Source organism: Hydrogenophaga laconesensis (assembly GCF_031457235.1).
GTDB lineage: Bacteria > Pseudomonadota > Gammaproteobacteria > Burkholderiales > Burkholderiaceae_C > Hydrogenophaga > Hydrogenophaga laconesensis.
In genome coordinates, this window is the sequence record NZ_JAVDWE010000011.1 from 173,631 (window position 1) to 190,714 (window position 17,084).

At 68.0% G+C, this 17,084-nt stretch carries 19 protein-coding genes; 16 read left to right on the forward strand and 3 right to left on the reverse strand.

Annotation, left to right across the window (positions count from 1 at the left end; all coding sequences use genetic code 11):
• The first annotated feature begins 75 nt into the window (after positions 1-75).
• From atzF to J2X09_RS18970, 14 genes are all read left to right on the forward strand, one after another.
• On the forward strand, positions 76-1,434 hold the full coding sequence (atzF, locus tag J2X09_RS18905) for an allophanate hydrolase (protein ID WP_204734710.1): 1,359 nt from the start codon (positions 76-78) through the stop codon (positions 1,432-1,434).
• Positions 1,431-2,447 carry an ABC transporter substrate-binding protein gene (locus J2X09_RS18910; RefSeq protein WP_204734711.1) on the forward strand — a complete coding sequence of 339 codons (1,017 nt, stop codon included), beginning with the start codon at positions 1,431-1,433 and terminating at the stop codon, positions 2,445-2,447. Before atzF ends, J2X09_RS18910 begins: the two co-directional genes overlap by 4 nt.
• 5 nt (positions 2,448-2,452) lie before the next feature.
• On the forward strand, positions 2,453-3,295 hold the full coding sequence (locus J2X09_RS18915) for an ABC transporter permease (protein ID WP_204734712.1): 843 nt from the start codon (positions 2,453-2,455) through the stop codon (positions 3,293-3,295).
• Complete coding sequence (locus J2X09_RS18920) at positions 3,292-4,116, forward strand: ABC transporter ATP-binding protein (RefSeq protein WP_204734713.1); 825 nt, start codon at positions 3,292-3,294, stop codon at positions 4,114-4,116. Before J2X09_RS18915 ends, J2X09_RS18920 begins: the two co-directional genes overlap by 4 nt.
• The gene (locus tag J2X09_RS18925; protein ID WP_204734714.1) at positions 4,116-4,322 is read left to right on the forward strand and encodes an AtzG-like protein; all 207 of its coding nucleotides are present in this window, start codon (positions 4,116-4,118) and stop codon (positions 4,320-4,322) included. The genes J2X09_RS18920 and J2X09_RS18925 overlap by 1 nt, the downstream gene beginning before the upstream one ends.
• A 1-nt stretch (position 4,323) precedes the next feature.
• A complete protein-coding gene (locus J2X09_RS18930) occupies positions 4,324-5,718 on the forward strand; it encodes an AtzE family amidohydrolase (RefSeq protein ID WP_204734715.1) in 1,395 nt (464 codons plus the stop codon).
• Positions 5,718-6,092, forward strand: coding sequence for an oxalurate catabolism protein HpxZ (gene hpxZ / locus J2X09_RS18935; RefSeq protein WP_204734716.1), 375 nt, complete (start codon positions 5,718-5,720; stop codon positions 6,090-6,092). Before J2X09_RS18930 ends, hpxZ begins: the two co-directional genes overlap by 1 nt.
• A 148-nt stretch (positions 6,093-6,240) precedes the next feature.
• Positions 6,241-7,347 carry a BMP family ABC transporter substrate-binding protein gene (locus J2X09_RS18940; RefSeq protein ID WP_204734717.1) on the forward strand — a complete coding sequence of 369 codons (1,107 nt, stop codon included), beginning with the start codon at positions 6,241-6,243 and terminating at the stop codon, positions 7,345-7,347.
• A 16-nt stretch (positions 7,348-7,363) separates the two neighbouring features.
• Positions 7,364-8,461 carry an ABC transporter permease gene (locus tag J2X09_RS18945; protein WP_204734718.1) on the forward strand — a complete coding sequence of 366 codons (1,098 nt, stop codon included), beginning with the start codon at positions 7,364-7,366 and terminating at the stop codon, positions 8,459-8,461.
• The gene (locus J2X09_RS18950; RefSeq protein ID WP_204734719.1) at positions 8,458-9,378 is read left to right on the forward strand and encodes an ABC transporter permease; all 921 of its coding nucleotides are present in this window, start codon (positions 8,458-8,460) and stop codon (positions 9,376-9,378) included. The genes J2X09_RS18945 and J2X09_RS18950 overlap by 4 nt, the downstream gene beginning before the upstream one ends.
• An 8-nt stretch (positions 9,379-9,386) precedes the next feature.
• Positions 9,387-10,076, forward strand: a complete 690-nt coding sequence (gene biuH / locus J2X09_RS18955) for a biuret amidohydrolase (RefSeq protein ID WP_204734720.1) — start codon at positions 9,387-9,389, stop codon at positions 10,074-10,076.
• Positions 10,073-11,638, forward strand: coding sequence for an ABC transporter ATP-binding protein (locus J2X09_RS18960; RefSeq protein ID WP_204734721.1), 1,566 nt, complete (start codon positions 10,073-10,075; stop codon positions 11,636-11,638). Before biuH ends, J2X09_RS18960 begins: the two co-directional genes overlap by 4 nt.
• A gap of 2 nt (positions 11,639-11,640) precedes the next feature.
• A complete protein-coding gene (locus J2X09_RS18965) occupies positions 11,641-12,309 on the forward strand; it encodes a cysteine hydrolase family protein (RefSeq protein ID WP_204734722.1) in 669 nt (222 codons plus the stop codon).
• Between the two features lie 12 nt (positions 12,310-12,321).
• Positions 12,322-13,059 (forward strand): GntR family transcriptional regulator, encoded by a 738-nt coding sequence (locus J2X09_RS18970; RefSeq protein ID WP_310309017.1) that lies wholly within the window; start codon positions 12,322-12,324, stop codon positions 13,057-13,059.
• Here the strand turns inward: J2X09_RS18970 and ypfH are convergent.
• Together ypfH and J2X09_RS18980 are read right to left on the reverse strand one after the other, a co-directional pair.
• Entirely contained in the window at positions 13,056-13,685 is a 630-nt protein-coding gene (gene ypfH / locus J2X09_RS18975) for an esterase (protein WP_204734723.1), read from the reverse strand. The two genes, J2X09_RS18970 and ypfH, sit on opposite strands and share 4 nt — an antisense overlap.
• Complete coding sequence (locus tag J2X09_RS18980; protein WP_204734724.1) at positions 13,682-14,461, reverse strand: dioxygenase family protein; 780 nt, start codon at positions 14,459-14,461, stop codon at positions 13,682-13,684. Before J2X09_RS18980 ends, ypfH begins: the two co-directional genes overlap by 4 nt.
• 99 nt (positions 14,462-14,560) lie before the next feature.
• Between J2X09_RS18980 and J2X09_RS18985 the strand changes: the two genes are divergently transcribed.
• Entirely contained in the window at positions 14,561-15,523 is a 963-nt protein-coding gene (locus J2X09_RS18985) for a LysR family transcriptional regulator (RefSeq protein ID WP_204734725.1), read from the forward strand.
• 107 nt (positions 15,524-15,630) lie between these two features.
• Entirely contained in the window at positions 15,631-16,020 is a 390-nt protein-coding gene (locus tag J2X09_RS18990) for a hypothetical protein (protein WP_204734726.1), read from the forward strand.
• A gap of 59 nt (positions 16,021-16,079) precedes the next feature.
• Here the strand turns inward: J2X09_RS18990 and J2X09_RS18995 are convergent, their stop codons facing one another.
• Complete coding sequence (locus J2X09_RS18995) at positions 16,080-16,871, reverse strand: hypothetical protein (protein ID WP_204734727.1); 792 nt, start codon at positions 16,869-16,871, stop codon at positions 16,080-16,082.
• Positions 16,872-17,084 lie beyond the last annotated feature (213 nt).

Consider the following 17,084-nt stretch of genomic DNA (forward strand, 5'->3'; position numbering starts at 1 on the left):
ACAGTCCTGTGGCAGGCCGGGCAAGCTGGCATTCAACTTGCATGTGATCTTGTATCCAAGATGGAATGCCTGTTCATGGTGCAAGACACACTCACCCCACCGGCCACCGCCAGCGACCCGGCGCACACCGCGGCAACGCTCGCGCCCGAAGCCTGGATTCACCGCCCGCCACAGGTGCTGGCCGGGGCGTCCGGGGGTGCGCTCGAAGGGCTGCATTTCGCCGTCAAGGACAACATCGACGTGGGCGGCTGGCCGACCACCGCCGCCTGCCCGGCCTTTGCCTACACCGCCACCGCGCACGCCAGCGTGGTGCAGACCCTGCTCGATGCTGGTGCGACGCTGCATGGCAAGACCAACCTCGACCAGTTCGCCTGCGGCCTGAACGGCACGCGCTCGCCCTACGGCGCGGTACCCAACGCGATCAACCCGCTGTATGTATCGGGCGGCTCCAGTTCGGGCTCGGCCTATGTGGTGGCCACCGGCCAGGTGGACTTCGCCCTCGGTACCGACACCGCCGGCTCGGGCCGCGTGCCCGCCGGGCTGAACAACATCGTCGGCCTCAAGCCTTCGCGCGGCCTCATCAGCGCGCGCGGCGTGGTGCCCGCCGCCCAGGCGGTGGACTGTGTCTCCATCTTCACCACCACCGTGGCGGGCGCGGCCCGCGTGCTGGCCACGGCCATCGGGCACGACGCGGCCGATCCGTACTCGCGCACGCTCGCCATGGCGAGCACACCCTTCGGCGCCGCGTTCCGTTTCGGTGTGCCGGCACAGCCGGAGTTCTTCGGCGACGCCGCCGCGCAGGCCGCATTCGGCGACGCCCTGGCACAGCTCATCGACATGGGCGGCGAGGCCGTGCCGCTGGACTTCGCCCCCTTCTCCGCCTGCGCCGAGATGCTCTACGGCAGCGCGCTGGTGGCCCAGCGCTACGAGGCCATCCGCAGCTTCTTCGATGCGCACGAGGACGAGGTGATGGAGCCGGTGCGCGGCATCATCGCCTCGGGCCGGGGCTACAGCGCGGCCGATCTCGTGACCGCGCAGGCCCGGCTCGCCGCGCTCGGCCAGCAGGCGCGCGCGCTCTGGGAAGGCATCGACCTGCTGGTCGTGCCCACCGCGCCCACGCACCACACCATCGCCCGCATGCAGGCCGACCCGGTGGCACTCAACCGCCAGCTCGGGGCGTACACCAACTTCGTCAACCTGCTCGACTACGCGGCGCTCTCCGTGCCAGCCAGCCTGCGCACGGATGGCCTGCCCTTCGGCATCACGCTCATCGGCCGCTGCGGATCGGACTGGCAGCTTGCCGAACTGGGCCAGCGTTTCCACCACGCCACCGGCCTGCCCCAGGGCGCCACCGGGCAGCCTCTGCCACCGATGCAGGCCATTCCGGGCCTCACCGTTTCCTCCCTTTACCAACCTTCCAGGAGCCTTGCATGAAACACCTCTCCGCCACCCCTTCCTCCGTTTCCGCACGGCGCCGCCAGGTGCTGCGGCTCGGCGCGGCCGGTGCCGCCATGGGCGTGCTCGGTGCGCCGGGTGTGCTGCTCGCGCAGTCGGGCCCGAAGATCCGCATCGGCTACTGGCCCATCGCCGCCGGCCTGCCCTTCTACTCGGCCATCGAGCTGGGCTACTTCAAGGAAGCCGGCCTTGACGTGGAACCGCTCAAGTTCGCGGGCGCCCAGCAGGTGATGGAGGCCGTGCTCTCCGGCCGCGCCGACGGCACCGCCAACGGTACCGGCTCGGCCAACATCGCCATCGGCGAGATCGCCCAGCCCGGCACCTTCAAGATCTTCTGCTCCAACCCCAGCAACGTGAAGCACGTGCTGGACGAAGTGATCGTGCCGGTCGCCAGCCCGGCCAAGGTGATGGCCGACCTCAAGGGCAAGCGCATCGCGTCGGGCCCTGGCATCCAGAACGTGACGCTGGCCAAGACCATCCTGGAACGCGGCGGTGCCACCGGTGCCACCGTGGTGGAACTGCCCATCGGCCAGCATGTGGCCGCGCTCGCCGCCGGCCAGGTCGACGGCGCCTACACGCTCGAACCCACGGGCACCATCGGCCGCATGAACGGCACCACCAAGGTGCTGGAAGCCGGCGTGATCGCGAAGTACGTGCTGGGCGACCCGATGGCGCCCTGGTTCGGTGGCTCGGCCTCGCTGTCGTCGGACTTCATCAAGAAGAACCCCGAAGCCGCGAAGAAATTCGTGGCGGCCTACGGCAAGGGCGTGACCTACGTGCGCACCAAGGCCACCGAGGCGCGCCAGTACCTCAAGGGCTACACCCCCATCGAGGGTGCGCTCACCGGCGAGGTGCCGCTGGCCGCGTACACCATGTACAACGAGTTCACGCCGGCCGACGTGGCGCACTTCCAGAAGTTCTTCGACCTGTTCAGCGAGAAGGGCATCTTCTCCTCGCGCCTGATGGTCGACTCCATGCTCTACAAGGGCTGAACGCGATGGACGCCATCACGCCCGTGCCCACCGAGGCCAGCGGCAAGCCCTGGAGCCCACCCGCCTCGGCCGACGCGCCCACGCCGCCGAAGAAGACCGACTGGGGCAAGGCCCTGCCCTTCGTGGGCCCGGTCGTGCTCTTCATCATCTGGGACCTGGTCGTTCGGCTGGGTTTCATCAAGCCCATCCTGCTGCCGCCGCCGGTGGACGCGCTGGGCGCGCTGCTCGGTGGCCTGGCCGGCGGGCCGCTGCTGGGCGACTTCGCGGTCACCGTGTGGCGCACGGTGCAGGCCTTCCTGATCGCCGCCGTGGTGGGCATGCCACTGGGCGTGCTGCTCGGCAGCAACGAGAAGGCCTACCGCAGCGTGGAGTTCCTGATCGACTTCTTCCGCTCCACGCCCTCGTCCGCACTGATCCCGCTGTTCCTCATGATCTTCGGTGTGTCCGACATCAACAAGGTCGCCATCGCTGCCTTCGGTGCGCTGCTGATCGTGGTCTTCAACAGCGCCTATGGCGTGATCAACGCACGCAAGCAGCGCGTGATGGCGGCCAAGGTGATGGGCGCGACGCGCTGGCAGGTGTTCAAGGACGTGCTGGTGTGGGAAAGCCTGCAACCCAGCTTCGTGGGCCTGCGCTCGGCGGTATCCATGGCATTGGTCATCGTGATAGTGGCGGAGATGTTCATCGGCGCCGACAGCGGCCTGGGCAACCGGATCATCAACTCGCAGCAGGTGATGAACGTGAAGGACATGTACGCCTCGATCCTGGCGGCTGGCGCACTGGGCTATGCGCTCAACGTCCTCTTTCTTCTGATCGAACGCAAGATCGTGCACTGGAGTGGAAGATGAACACAGTCGTCAACGCACCGGTGTATGACGCCGACGTGCCCGCTCCCACCTTCCAGCCGGGGCCGGCCGGCACGCACATCACCATCCGCGGTCTCACCAAGTACTTTGCGGGCTGGCCGCTGTACGAGAACTTCGATCTCGACATCCCCAAGCACAAGATCGTCTCGGTGTTCGGGCCCAACGGCTGCGGCAAGAGCACGCTGATCAACATGATCGCGGGCCTCATCCCGATCGATAGCGGCGAGATCCTGTTCGACGGCAAGAGCCTGAAGGACACCAAGATCGGCTACGTGTTCCAGAACTACCGCGAAGCGATGTTCCCGTGGATGCGCACCATCGACAACATCGCCTACCCGCTCAAGCTCGAGGGCAGGAGCAAGGCCGAGGTGGACCGCCGCATGCAGGAACTGGTGGCCTCTTTCGACGTGAAGTTCGACCTGAACCGTTACCCCTACGAGCTCTCGGGCGGGCAGCAGCAGACGGCGTCGATCATGCGCGCGCTTGCGCCCAACCCCGAGGTGCTGTTCCTGGACGAACCCTTCTCCGCACTGGACTTCGAGATGACGCTGTTCATCCGCGAGAAGCTGCAGGAGGTGTTCATGCAGACCGGCACCACCATGATGCTGGTCTCGCACGACCTGGAAGAAGCCGTCTACCTGGCCGATCAGGTGCTCCTGCTCACCAAGCGGCCCACCAAGGTGGCCGAGATCCTGCCCTACGAAGACGCGCGCCCGCGCACCACGGCCACGCTGTCCGAGCCGAGCTTCATCGCCGCCAAGAAGCGCAGCCTGGAGATCTTCCAGCGCGAGGTGCGCCGGTGATGGACGAAGCACAGACCCTGGCCTACGTGCAGGCCGCCGCCGTGGCGGTGGGCCTGCCGCTGGAGGCGGCGCAGGCTGCGCGCGTGGCGACCCACCTGCAGCGCACGGCCGGCATGGCCGCGCTGCTCGACGCCGTGCCGCTGCACGACGAGGACGAGGTGGCCGAGCTGTACTGCCCCGCCCCCTTCACCACCGGGTCCCACTGACATGCCATTGACTCCGTCACTCAGCCAGATCGCGCAGGCCGTGGCCAGCGGCCAGCGCAGCGCCAGCGAGGTGCTGGAAGCATGCATCGCCCGCATCGAAGCCACCGAAGCGCGCGTGAACGCCTTCACCGGCACGCGCTTCGAGGCCGCTCGTGCCCAGGCCGCGCAGGTGGACGCGCAGCGCGCACGCGGCGAGCCATTGGGCCCACTGGCGGGCGTGCCCTTCGCGGTGAAGAACCTGTTCGACATCGCGGGCGAGGTCACGCTGGCCGGCTCCAGGGTGAACCGCTCGAACCCGCCGGCCACCGCGGACGCGGTGCTGGTGCAGCGCCTGCAGGACAGCGGTGCGGTGCTGGTGGGTTCGCTGAACATGGACGAGTACGCCTACGGCTTCACCACCGAGAACACCCACTACGGTCCCTGCCACAACCCGCACCGGCCAGGCCATGTGGCCGGCGGTTCCTCGGGCGGTTCGGGTGCCGCAGTGGCGGCGGGGCAGGTGCCGCTCACGCTCGGCTCCGACACCAACGGTTCGATCCGCGTGCCATCGTCGTTCTGCGGCGTGTGGGGCCTCAAGCCCACCTTCGGCCGGCTGTCGCGGCGCGGCAGCTATCCCTTCGTCAACAGCATCGACCACCTCGGCCCCTTCGCCGACGACCTCGATGGCCTGGCCCTCGCCTACGACGCACTGCAGGGCCCCGACCCGCTGGACCCCGGCTGCTTCGCCACCACCGTGCAAGCCGCCGTGCCCAAGCTCGATCTCGGTGTCGACGGCCTGCGCGTGGGCCTGCTGGGCGGCTACTTCGTGGAGCACGCCAGCGCACCCGCGCGCGAGGCGGTGGCCACGGCCGCCGCCGCGCTGGGCGCCAGCGCCACGGTGGAATGGCCGCTCGCCGCGCAGGCCCGCGCGGCCGCCTTCATCACCAGCGCGAGCGAGGGCGGTGCGCTGCACCTGCAGCGCCTGCGCACGCAGGCCGCCGACTTCGAGCCGCTGTCGGTGGACCGCTTCATTTCCGGTGCGCTGCAGCCCGCCGCCTGGTATGTGCGCGCCCAGCGCTTCCGCCGCGTCTACCGCGACGCCGTGAATGCCCTGTTCCAGAACTGGGACGTGCTGATCGCGCCCGCCACGCCGGTGGCCGCGCCGGCCATCGGCACCGAGTGGATCGAGATCAATGGCCAGCGCTTTCCCTGCCGGCCCTCCATCGGCCTGCTCACGCAACCCATTTCGTTCGCCGGCTGCCCGGTGGTGGCCGCGCCGATGTGGCCGACCGGCACCGATGGCCTGCCCATCGGCGTGCAACTCATCGCCGCGCCCTGGCGCGAGGACCTCGCGCTGCGCGCGGGCCGGGCGTTGGCCCGGGCCGGCGTGGCTCACCTGAAAGAACCCGCTTTGTGATGCACATCAACCTTCCTGACGTGCAGGCCGACGTGACGGCCGCCTTCGAACGCTACGAGGTGGCGCTGGTCACCAACGACGTGGCCGTGCTCGACGAGCTGTTCTGGAACAGCCCGCACACGCTGCGCTATGGCGCCACGGAAAACCTCTACGGCTACGACGAGATCCAGGCCTTCCGCGCCGGCCGCCCGTCGGCGGGCCTCGCGCGCACGCTGGGCAGGACCGTCATCACCACCTATGGCACGGACTTCGCTACGGCCAACACCGAGTTCCATCGCGCCGGCAACGAGCGTGTGGGTCGCCAGAGCCAGACCTGGCTGCGCACACCAGAGGGCTGGCGCGTCGTCTCCGCGCACGTGAGCCTCATGTCATGAAACACCACCCCCCGCGTCGCCTTCGGCGCCTCCCCCCTCCTTCTCGCCTTCGGCGGGAGGGGAGCGACACCTGGGGCCGGCAAAGCCGGACCCGCGGTGTCCCTGGGTAACCCATCTCTCCCGCCCTTCCACCAACCAGGAGCGTTCCATGCACCACCCCGCCTTCACCCGCCGCGAGACCCTCAAGACCCTGGCCGCGCTCGGCGCGGCCGCCAGCAGCCCCTTTGCCTTCGCGCAGAAACCCATCACCGTGGGCGTGATCTACGTCGGCCCGCGCGACGACTACGGCTATAACCAGGCGCACGCCGAGGCGGCCGCGCAGCTCAAGAAAATGGCGGGCGTGAAAGTGGTCGAAGAGGAGAACGTGCCCGAGACGGCCGCCGTGCAGCGCAGCATGACGGGCATGATCGCCCAGGACGGCGCCTCGCTGGTGTTCCCCACCTCCTTCGGCTACTTCGACCCGCACATGCTGGCGGTGGCCGCCAAATTCCCCGATGCACGCTTCGCCCACTGCGGCGGCATGTGGACCGAGGGCAAGCACCCGAAGAACACCGCGAGCTTCTTCGGCTACATCGACGAATGCCAGTACCTCAACGGCGTGATCGCGGGCCACATGAGCAAGAGCGGCAAGATCGGTTTCATCGCCGCCAAACCGATCCCGCAGGTGCTGCGCAACATCAACGCCTTCACCATGGGCGCTCGCTCGGTCAAGCCCGGCATCACCACGCAGGTGATCTTCACCGGTGACTGGTCCATGCCCGTGAAGGAGGCCGAGGCCACCAACAGCATGGCCGACCAGGGCGTGGACGTGTTCACCATGCACGTGGACGGCCCGAAGGTGATCGTGGAGACCGCCGCCAAGCGCGGCAAGATGGTCTGCGGCTACCACGCCAGCCAGGCCAAACTGGCGCCGCAGGCGTACCTGACCGGTGCCGAATGGAACTGGCTCACCGCCTACACCCAGTTCCTGGAGGCCGCGCGCAGCGGCAAGCCACACCCCAACTTCGTGCGCGGTGGCCTGAAGGAAGGTTTCGTGAAGCCTTCGGCCTACGGCCCCGCCGTGACCGACGCCGCGAAGAAGCAGGCCGACGGCATCAAGGCGCAGATGATGGCCGGCAGCTTCGACATCTTCAAGGGACCGATCAAGGACAACAAGGGCGCCACCGTGATCCCCGCCGGCAAGGTGTTCAAGCAGACCGACCTGGATCTGGAAAAGATGAACTACCTGGTCGAAGGCGTGCAAGGCAGCGTCTGAAGTCGCGGCGGCCACCATGCGCAACATCCTGCTGCCCATCGGCGCGATCCTCGCGGCCCTGCTGCTGTTCGGGCTCATCGTCTCGTTCGCCGGCGTGGACCCGGTGGAAGTGTGGGTGCTGCTGTTCAAGGGTGCGTTCGGCGACGCGTACTCCTGGCAGAACACGCTGCAGCGCGCCGCGCCGCTGATGCTCACCGCGCTGTGCGTGGCCATACCCGCGCGCGCGGGGCTCACCGTGATCGGCGGCGAGGGCGCCCTGGTGCTCGGCGGGCTGGCCTGCGCGGCACTGGCCCATGCAGTGCCGCTGCCCGGCAACCTGGTGGGTACGCTGGCTGTGTGCATCGCCGGTGCCCTGGCCGGCGCGCTCTGGATCGCGCTGGCCGGCTGGTTGCGCCAGTTCCGCGGCATCAACGAAACCATCAGCAGCCTGCTGCTGGCCTACGTGGCCATCGGCCTGTTCAAACACATCGTGGAAGGGCCGCTGCGCGATCCGGCCAGCCTGAACAAGCCGTCCACCCCCGCGCTGGCCGATGGCCTATTGATCGGCGGCATGGGCGGTTCCGATGTGCACTGGGGCCTGGTCATCGGCATCGTGGTCTGCCTGCTGGCCGGGCTGTGGCTGCGGCTCACACCGTCCGGTTTCTCGGTGCAGGTGGTGGGCGGCAACCCGCGTGCGGCGCAGCTGGTGGGCCTGCCGGCCACGCGGCTCATCGTGATCGCGTGCGCGCTCGGCGGTGCGGCCGCCGGCCTGGCCGGCGCGATCGAGGTGGCGGCCGTGCACACCAGCGCCAACGCCTCGCTGATCGCGGGTTACGGCTACGCGGGCATCCTGGTGTCGTTCATGGCGCGGCACCACCCGATCGCGGTGATTCCGGTCGCGATCCTGTTCGGTGGCTTCGGCGCGGCCGGCAGTCTGCTGCAGCGCCGCCTGGGCCTGCCCGACGCGTCCGTGCTCCTGCTGCAAGGCATCGCCTTCGTGCTGATCCTCGCCAGCGAAGCGCTGCGCGACCTGGACTGGAAACGCTTCCTCGATCGCATCGGCCACTTCGGCCCATCCGAACCGGTGCCCGTTGTCATCCCGTCAGCCCCACCAACCCGGGGAGAGCCCTCATGACCGGCGACCAGTTGCTGATCTTTCTCGCCGGCATCGTCGGCGGCGCGTTGCGCGTGGGCGTGCCCTTTCTCTTCGTGAGCCTGGGCGAATGCCTGACGGAGAAGGCGGGCCGCATCAACCTGGGCCTGGAAGGCGTGCTGGTGCTCTCGGCCATGGTGGCGTTCGGGGGTTCGTACCTCAGCGGCTCACCCTGGATCGGCGTGCTGGCTGCCGCCGTGGCCGGCGCGCTGCTGGCCACGCTGCACGGTCTGCTGTGTTCGCTGCCGCGCGTGAACGACATCGCCACCGGCATCGCGCTCATGCTGCTGGGCATGGGGCTGGCCTTCTACCTGGGCAAGCCGCTGATCCAGCCGCAGGCCGCGCAACTGCCCGCCATTCCGCTGGGTTTCTGGAGCGACTCGGCCGCCGTGCGCGCCGCGCTGCAGATCAACGCGCTGCTGCCCATCGGCCTGCTGCTGGCGGTGGCCATGTGGTGGGCCTTCGCGAGCACGCGCGCCGGCCTGCTGGTGCGCATGGCAGGCGATTCCGCGCACGCCACGCGCGCGCTGGGTTACTCGGTGTCGGGTATCCGCATTGCGGCCACCGCAGGCGGCGGCCTGATCGCAGGTCTGGGCGGCGCCTCGCTCACGCTGTTCTACCCGGGCAGCTGGAACGAAGGCATTTCCAGCGGGCAAGGCCTGATCGCGGTGGCACTGGTGATCTTCGCGCGCTGGAGCCCGTTGCGCTGCGTGGGCGCGGCCCTGCTGTTCGGTGGCGCTGGGGCCATCGGCCCGGCGCTGCAGTCGGTGGGCATCGGCTGGGGCTACCACCTCTTCAACATCGTGCCCTACGTGCTCACGCTGCTCATCCTCGTCATCACCTGCCGGCCCGGCGTGATCGTGCCCGGCAGCCCGACAGAGCTTTCCTCCAACAAGTAGAGGTGGACATGGAACGTTTCGTCGATGCCAAACCGTATGCGTGGCCTTACAACGGCGACCTGCGGCCGGACAACACCGCGCTGATCGTGATCGACATGCAGACCGACTTCTGCGGCGTGGGGGGTTATGTGGACAAGATGGGTTACGACATCTCGCTCACGCGAGCACCCATCGCGCCGCTGAAGGTGCTGATGGCCGGCATGCGCGAGGCGGGTTATCACATCATCCATACCCGCGAAGGCCACCGGCCTGACCTCTCGGACCTGCCGGCCAACAAGCGCTGGCGCTCGCGCCAGATCGGCACCGACGGCGTGGGCATCGGCGACGACGGACCGTGCGGCCGCATCCTGGTGCGCGGCGAGCCGGGCTGGGAGATCATCCCCGAGCTGGCGCCGCTGCCAGGCGAGGCGATCATCGACAAACCGGGCAAGGGCTCGTTCTACGCGACCGACCTGGAGCTGCTGCTGCGCACGCGCGGCATCCAGAACCTGATCCTCACCGGCATCACCACCGACGTTTGCGTGCACACCACCATGCGCGACGCGAACGACCGTGGCTTCGAGTGCCTGCTGCTCTCGGACTGCACCGCAGCGACCGACAAGGGCAACCACGAGGCAGCGCTGAAGATGATCACCATGCAGGGTGGCGTGTTCGGTGCACACGCCACGTCCGACGACGTGCTGGGAGCGATCGCATGAGCGCCGACACCCCCATCGGCGGCCTGCCCCTGCCCACGGGCGCGCTCGCGCTGGACACCTACGAGATGGGCATGCAGTTCGGCAGCTTCAAGGCGCTGGACGGTGTGAGCATGAAAGTGGCGCCCGGCACCGTGCACGCGCTGCTGGGCGAGAACGGCGCGGGCAAGAGCACGCTGGTGAAATGCGTGGCGGGCTTCCAGCGCCCCACCTCGGGCAGCGTGCTGATCGACGGGCGGGAGCAGGCCATTCCCAACCCGGTGGTGGCGCGTGCGCTGGGCATCGGCATGGTGTACCAGCACTTCACACTGGCGCCGGGCATGACCGTGGCCGAGAACCTGCTGCTGGCCGGCGGCAAGACGCCGGCGGTGATCGACTGGAAACAGCAGCGCGCCGACCTGGAGCGCTTTCTGTCGTCCACCCCGTTCCGGCTTGACCTGGACGCACGACCGCAGTCGCTGGCCGCCGGCGAGAAACAGAAGCTGGAACTGCTCAAGCAGCTGTATCTCAAACCCCGCCTGCTGATCCTCGACGAGCCGACCTCGGTGCTCACGCCGCAGGAGGCCGACGAGGTGCTGGGCCACGTGCGCCAGTTCGCGCGCAGCGGGTTGTGCACTGTGCTCATCATCACGCACAAGTTCCGCGAGGTGATGGCCTACGCGGACGACGTGACCGTGCTGCGCCGGGGCAGGGCCGTGCACCACTGCGCCGTGGCCGACACCAGCCCGGCGCTGCTGGCGCAGGCGATGGTGGGCGAATCCGCTGCCGCCACCGGACCCGAGCTCACGCGCGCGGCCTTGCCACCGGCAGGGCCAGGTGCGCCCGCTTCGCTGCAGGTGCAAGGCCTGCAGGTGATGGGCGACCGGGGCACGCTCGCCGTGCAGGACCTGAGCCTGGCCGTGGCGCCGGGCGAGATCCTCGGCATCGCCGGGGTCTCCGGCAATGGCCAGCGCGAACTGGTGGAAGCCCTGGTGGGCCAGCGCCCGCGCGCGGCTGGTGCGGTGACGGTGCAAGGCCAGCCCTACCACGCGCGGCGCGAAGAGAACCACCGCCTGAAGGTGCGCAGCCTGCCCGAGGAACCGCTGCGCAACGCCTGCGTGGGCGAGCTCTCGGTGGCCGAGAACATGGCCCTGCGCGACTTCGACCGCCCGCCCCTGTGCGGCGGCGGGCGCCTGCGCTTCGGCCACTGGCGCAGCCGCGCTCGCGAATGGATCGCCAGCTACGGCATCAAGACACAGGGCGAAGGCGCGCCGATCCGCAGCCTCTCGGGCGGGAACGTGCAGCGCGCCGTGCTCGCGCGCGAGCTGCATGGCGAGATCAGCGTGCTGATCGCAGCCAACCCGGTGTTCGGGCTGGACTTCGCGGCGGTGAAGGAAATTCACGGCCGGCTGCGCGGCGTGCGGGCACAAGGCGGCGCGGTGCTGCTGATCAGCGAAGACCTGGACGAGCTGCTGGAACTGGCCGACCGCATCGTGGTGATGAGCGAGGGCCGCATCGTGTTCGAGACACCCGGCGAATCCGCGAACCGGCAGACACTCGGAGCCCACATGGGCGGAGGCCATTGAACATGCAGATCGACGCCCGACCTTTTGCGTACGACTTCGACGTCGCGCACACCGCGCTGGTCATCATCGACATGCAGCGCGACTTCATCGAACCCGGCGGCTTCGGCGAGACGCTGGGCAACGACGTGTCACTCCTCGCGGCCATCGTTCCTGCGTGCCAGGCCGCGCTGGGTGCGTGGCGGCGCGCGGGCGGCATGGTGGTGCACACGCGCGAGGCCCACAAGCCCGACCTGTCCGACTGCCCGCCGGCCAAGCGCCTGCGCGGCAACCCCAGCCTGCGCATTGGCGACGTGGGGCCGATGGGCCGCATCCTGGTGGCGGGCGAACCAGGCAACCAGATCATTCCCGCGCTCTCGCCCGTGGCCGGCGAGACCGTGATCGACAAGCCGGGCAAAGGCATGTTCTACGGCACCACGCTGCACGCGCAGTTCCAGCAGGCCGGCATCACCCACCTGATCTTCATGGGCGTGACCACTGAGGTGTGCGTGCAGACCAGCATGCGCGAGGCCAACGACCGGGGTTACGACTGCCTGCTGCTGGAAGACTGCACCGAAAGCTACTTCCCACACTTCAAGGCGGCGGCTGTGGAGATGCTGCGCGCGCAGGGCGCCATCGTCGGCTGGACGGCCACCAGCGCACAACTGATCACCACCCTGAAGACGACGGCCTGATAGAGTTTCCCCGTGCCCATCACCACGTCCCGCCGCCCTGTCACCGCGCCGCTCGCGCCGGTCCATCGCTCACGCGCCAGCGAGGTCTACGAACAGCTCAAACGCGACATCGCCGAGTTCCGCATGGTGCCGGGCGACCGCTTCAGCGAGCACGAGCTGTGCAACCGCCTCGAGGTGTCGCGCACGCCGGTGCGCCAGGCGCTGACCCGTCTGCAGCAGGAAGGTCTGGTGGAGGTGATGTTCCGCAGCGGCTGGCGTGTGCTGCCGTTCGATTTCGACAAGTTCGACCAGCTCTACGACCTGCGCATGGTGCTGGAGACCACGGCCGTTCAGCGCCTGTGCCAGCAGGAGGTGGAGACCTCGGGCCCGGCCCTGCAGGCGCTCAAGGACCGGTGGCTGGTGCCGGTGGCCGAACGCAGCAGCGATGCGGTTCAGGTGGCCGAGTGGGACGAGGACTTCCATGAAGCCATCGTGCGCGCCGCCGGCAACCCCGAGATGGCGCGCGTGCACCACGAGCTGACCGAGCGCATCCGCATCATCCGCCGGCTGGACTTCCTCAAGCAGGTGCGCATCGACGCCACCTACGACGAACACGCCAAGATCCTGCGCGCCATCCTCGCGCGCAAGGCCGACCGCGCCGACCTGCTGATGCGCTCTCACATCGAGGCCAGCCAGGTCGAGGTGCGCAAGATCACGCTGCACCAGGTGTTCATGGCGCGGCAGGTCGCGCCGGCCGGGCAGGAGCGCTAGGCCGTGGTGGCCGGCGCCAGGCGCTGGAGGATCGCCTCCAGAACGCGTTGATCCACCCCGTGGCCGAGGCCGGGGAACACATCGAGCGTCACCGCTGCGCCGAGAGCGGACAGCGCGGCGTGCGCCTCAAGTGCGAGATGCACCGGCATCACCCCATCGGCGTCACCGTGCATGAAGTGCACGCGCGTGCCTGCGGCCAGGGCCGTGGGCGCCTGCGCGAAGCGGCCCGCGATGGAGACCACGGTGCCGGCCAGCGCAGGCGCATGCCGGGTGGACTCCAGCGCCATGATGGCGCCTTGCGAGAAGCCGATGAGTGTGGTGGCGGCCGCGCCCACCCCGCTCAGGCGCTGCCAGTGCCGCACCGTGTCGGCAAACGGTGCCATGGCGCTGGCCACGCGCGCGGGGCGGTTCTCCTCGGTGACACCCAGCACAGAGAACCACTCCCAGCCCCGACCCAGGCCCGACGGGTGGGGCGAACGCACGCTCACCACACAGGCCGACGGATGCTGGCGCGCCAGCACCTGGCCCAGCGGCACGAGATCGGCGGGCTGGCTGCCCACCCCATGGAACAGCAGGATGAGCCCGCTCGCAGCCGCCGGCCGCTGGATGACGATGGCATCGCTCATGATGCGAACACGAAGCTGTCCATCGACAGCACGCCGTGGGTGATGCCGCCATCGATCACCTCCGCCACCGTGCCTTCGCCGGCCGCACCGGCGGCCACCAGCAACGGCAGGAAGTGCTCGGTGGTCGGGTGGGCGCGCTGCGCGTGGGGCGCGTCGTCGAGCGTGCGGCGCACGCGTTCGCTGTCCCCTTGCCGCACGGCCTCGCGCACCCACGCCACGAACTCGGTGGCATAGGCCTCTTCATGCCCATGGCCGGCGCGGAACTCGTAGAGGTTGTGCGTGAGGCTGCCAGAGCCGACCACCAGCACACCTTCATCGCGCAGCGGCGCGAGTGCCTGGCCAAAGGCCCAGGCACTTTGGGCGTCCAGCCCCATGGGCAGCGAGACCTGGAACACCGGCACGTCCGCGTCCGGGTAGAGGTACAGCAGCGGCACCCAGGCGCCATGGTCCAGGCCCCGGTGCTCCTCGCCCTGCACCATCCAGCCCGCCTGCTTCAACACGTCCAGCGTGCGCTGCGCCAGCGCGGTGTGTCCGGCGGCGGGATAGGCGATCTCGTACAGCGGCTGCGGAAAGCCACCGAAGTCGTGGATGGTGGCGGGCTGCCCGGACATACCGACGCGGGCACCGCGCGTCATCCAGTGGGGCGAGACGACCAGCACCGCGCGCGGTCTGGGCAAGGCACGGCCGAGCGCCTGCAGGCGCGGGCCGGCCAGGCCGGGCTCCAGCGCGAAGGTGGGCGCACCGTGGGAAACGAAAAGCGTGGGCAGGCGGTTCATGAGGTTCTCCTGGGTTCAACCAATGCCTGCACTCTAAAAGTTCCACATCCAGAGATAAACATGATTCAATGAGACAAACTGTTCCTTGAATTGAGATAAATGGACCGATTCGAAGCGATGCGGGTGTTTGTGGCGGTGGTGGACGCCGGCAGCTTCGTGGGCGCGTCCGACGCCCTGCCGATGTCGCGCGCGGCTGTGTCGAGGCACGTGGCCGAACTGGAATCGCACCTTGGTGTGCGCCTGCTCAACCGCACCACGCGGCGCCTCTCGCTCACACCCGAGGGGGAGGTGTTCCACCTGCGCTGCAAGGAGGTGCTGACCACGGTGGACGAGGCCGAGGCGGAGATCACCTCGCGCAGTGGCGAGGCCGCCGGGCTGTTGCGCATCAACGCGCCCTTCACCTTCGGCCTGCTGCACCTGGCACCGCTGTGGGCGGCATTCATGGACAGTCACCCGAGAGTGATGCTGGACGTGACCTTGTCGGACCGCGTGGTCGACCTGGTGGACGAAGGCTTCGACATGGCGGTGCGCATTGCCCGCCTGCCCGACTCCAGTCTGGTGAGCCGCCAGATCGCCAGCACCCGCCTGGTGCTGTGCGCGTCGCCCGCCTACCTGCGGCGGCACGGCACGCCGCGCCACCCGGCCGAACTGGCAGACCACCAGGTGGTGGCGTACAGCCTGTTCTCCATGGGCGACCACTGGGGGTTCACGGGGCCCGACGGCCCGGTCACGGTCAAGGTGTCGCCCCGCATGCGCAGCAACAACGGCGACACCTGCCGCACCGCCGCCCTGCGCCACCAGGGCATCGTGCTTCAACCGTCCTTCCTGGTGGGAACGGACCTGCAGGCGGGCGCGCTGGTGGAACTGATGCCGGCATTCAAGTCCATCGAGCTCGGCGTGTACGTGGTCTACCCGTCGCGCAAATTCATCTCGCCCAAGGTGCGGCTGATGATCGACTTTCTGGCGGATGCGTTCAGCATGCAGGCGTGGCCGACGCAAAGGCAGCGCGAAGGAGCGGGGACGCCTCGGGAACGCGTCACCTCACGAGGCCGGTCGTCTTGATTCGATGAGAGCCAACTATCTTTGCATCGCCTTCATAGAATGCAGTGACACAAAAACCAGGATCACAAGGGGGAGGCTTCATGCGATGCATCGCAGCATTCATTGCTATGACGACGTTCTCGTCAGCCGGCCTGAGCGCCGAGCTTTACTACTGCCGCGCGTACAACGGCGGGAAGTTCTGGGCCAACACCCATTGCCGAGAACGCAACAGCCTGGTGGAGAGGATCATGACGGTACCCCAGGGCATGCCATTTGATCAGCAGGTTGAGTTGGGTCGGCAGCAGTTGAACGGGCGAAACACCTCACCGGGTGTCACACGAAGCGTCACCATTGTTCAGCAGCACCAAGCCAGTCCAACAACCTCGTGCGATGCACTTGACGCCAGGGTAAAGCACTATGACGCCATGGCGCGGCAACCTCAGTCAGGACAGATGCAAGACTGGATCAGCGCCGAGCGCAAAAAAGCACGCGATCAACAGTTCCGTATGCGCTGCTGACCCTGTGCGATACAAGGCAAGCCCCTTCCAACGGTTTCTCCAGCTGCGTCAAAGTGTTTTCATCGCAATGGCGTTGCCGCGCGCGCTCGCCGCAATTGGGCAAGGCGCTCATCCACCGCAAGCCTCTTGGCGTTGCCCGTTCCATAAACGCGGATGGAAAAAGCCTTCTTTTGCTCTACCCCGCCCACCCTGGTCCGGGCAACCCAGGCCACCGGCTGTTGTGCCTGGTTCAGCTCGCAAATAACCCCCGAATAGCCAGACTTGATTCGCTTTACAGACACCTCTGGAGGTATCTCGGGAACTTGCAGGAGCGATTCGTCATACGGCAGATCGATCGGCGCTGGCGTTCCCCGGTACCGCGGGACGACCGCTGCAAGCTCAGATGACATCCCCCCCGTGATCACGTTGAGCGGCATCAATTCCAGCTGCAGGGCTCTCTCGGCAATGGCCATCTTCCTGGCGTTGCGTCCATAGCGGCCTGTGCTGAACGCCTTGGAAAGAATGGTCCCTGGCGCCAGCTGAGTGGTGGCCACCCACATCCGCGGTTCGCCCGTCGCATGGCGAACACAGAACACACCTGGTATGCCTTTGCTGTTTTTCTTGGGCCGTTGAGCAAGATCGCGTCTGTACCGCAAGGGCACCGTTGCAATCAATTGGTCTCGCCAGGCTCGGGCAGCCTTCAGCGCACCATCGGGCCCGTGAACCGAGTACATGAACGCCTTTCTCAGGCGTTTTCCTTGGCGGGAGATGTCTACGCTGACCCTGTCATTGGAGCAATAGATGCCGTAGTCCTCGGGCCGCTTCTTCTTGCGGTTGGCAAACGGTTTCTCCCCTGTCTGAGGCTGTCTCATTCATGCGTCTCCTCGCGTCGGCTCACGGATTACTTCCGTCAACACGCAAATTCACTTAGCCTTTGAGGCCGCACGGTGCCGCTCTGCACATACTGCCCGGCAGCATCAAACCCAGCAGCCACCACAAACCCACCCGCCGCCAACCGCGCTGCAGCCCCCACACCCGGGCCCACCAACGCTTCCAACCCCACCGTAGGCGAAACCGCTCCACTG

Excerpts from the sequence above, each read along its gene's own strand:
- hpxZ (WP_204734716.1), top strand. The coding sequence starts at position 5,718 with ATGCACATCAACCTTCCTGACGTGCAGGCCGACGTGACGGCCGCCTTC.
- J2X09_RS18925 (WP_204734714.1), top strand. The coding sequence starts at position 4,116 with ATGGACGAAGCACAGACCCTGGCCTACGTGCAGGCCGCCGCCGTGGCG.
- J2X09_RS18940 (WP_204734717.1), top strand. The coding sequence starts at position 6,241 with ATGCACCACCCCGCCTTCACCCGCCGCGAGACCCTCAAGACCCTGGCC.
- J2X09_RS18920 (WP_204734713.1), top strand. The coding sequence starts at position 3,292 with ATGAACACAGTCGTCAACGCACCGGTGTATGACGCCGACGTGCCCGCT.
- J2X09_RS18960 (WP_204734721.1), top strand. The coding sequence starts at position 10,073 with ATGAGCGCCGACACCCCCATCGGCGGCCTGCCCCTGCCCACGGGCGCG.
- J2X09_RS18985 (WP_204734725.1), top strand. The coding sequence starts at position 14,561 with ATGGACCGATTCGAAGCGATGCGGGTGTTTGTGGCGGTGGTGGACGCC.
- ypfH (WP_204734723.1), bottom strand. The coding sequence starts at position 13,685 with ATGAGCGATGCCATCGTCATCCAGCGGCCGGCGGCTGCGAGCGGGCTC.
- J2X09_RS18950 (WP_204734719.1), top strand. The coding sequence starts at position 8,458 with ATGACCGGCGACCAGTTGCTGATCTTTCTCGCCGGCATCGTCGGCGGC.
- J2X09_RS18990 (WP_204734726.1), top strand. The coding sequence starts at position 15,631 with ATGACGACGTTCTCGTCAGCCGGCCTGAGCGCCGAGCTTTACTACTGC.
- J2X09_RS18910 (WP_204734711.1), top strand. The coding sequence starts at position 1,431 with ATGAAACACCTCTCCGCCACCCCTTCCTCCGTTTCCGCACGGCGCCGC.
- J2X09_RS18980 (WP_204734724.1), bottom strand. The coding sequence starts at position 14,461 with ATGAACCGCCTGCCCACGCTTTTCGTTTCCCACGGTGCGCCCACCTTC.
- J2X09_RS18930 (WP_204734715.1), top strand. The coding sequence starts at position 4,324 with ATGCCATTGACTCCGTCACTCAGCCAGATCGCGCAGGCCGTGGCCAGC.
- J2X09_RS18995 (WP_204734727.1), bottom strand. The coding sequence starts at position 16,871 with ATGAGACAGCCTCAGACAGGGGAGAAACCGTTTGCCAACCGCAAGAAG.
- J2X09_RS18965 (WP_204734722.1), top strand. The coding sequence starts at position 11,641 with ATGCAGATCGACGCCCGACCTTTTGCGTACGACTTCGACGTCGCGCAC.
- J2X09_RS18945 (WP_204734718.1), top strand. The coding sequence starts at position 7,364 with ATGCGCAACATCCTGCTGCCCATCGGCGCGATCCTCGCGGCCCTGCTG.
- J2X09_RS18915 (WP_204734712.1), top strand. The coding sequence starts at position 2,453 with ATGGACGCCATCACGCCCGTGCCCACCGAGGCCAGCGGCAAGCCCTGG.
- atzF (WP_204734710.1), top strand. The coding sequence starts at position 76 with ATGGTGCAAGACACACTCACCCCACCGGCCACCGCCAGCGACCCGGCG.
- biuH (WP_204734720.1), top strand. The coding sequence starts at position 9,387 with ATGGAACGTTTCGTCGATGCCAAACCGTATGCGTGGCCTTACAACGGC.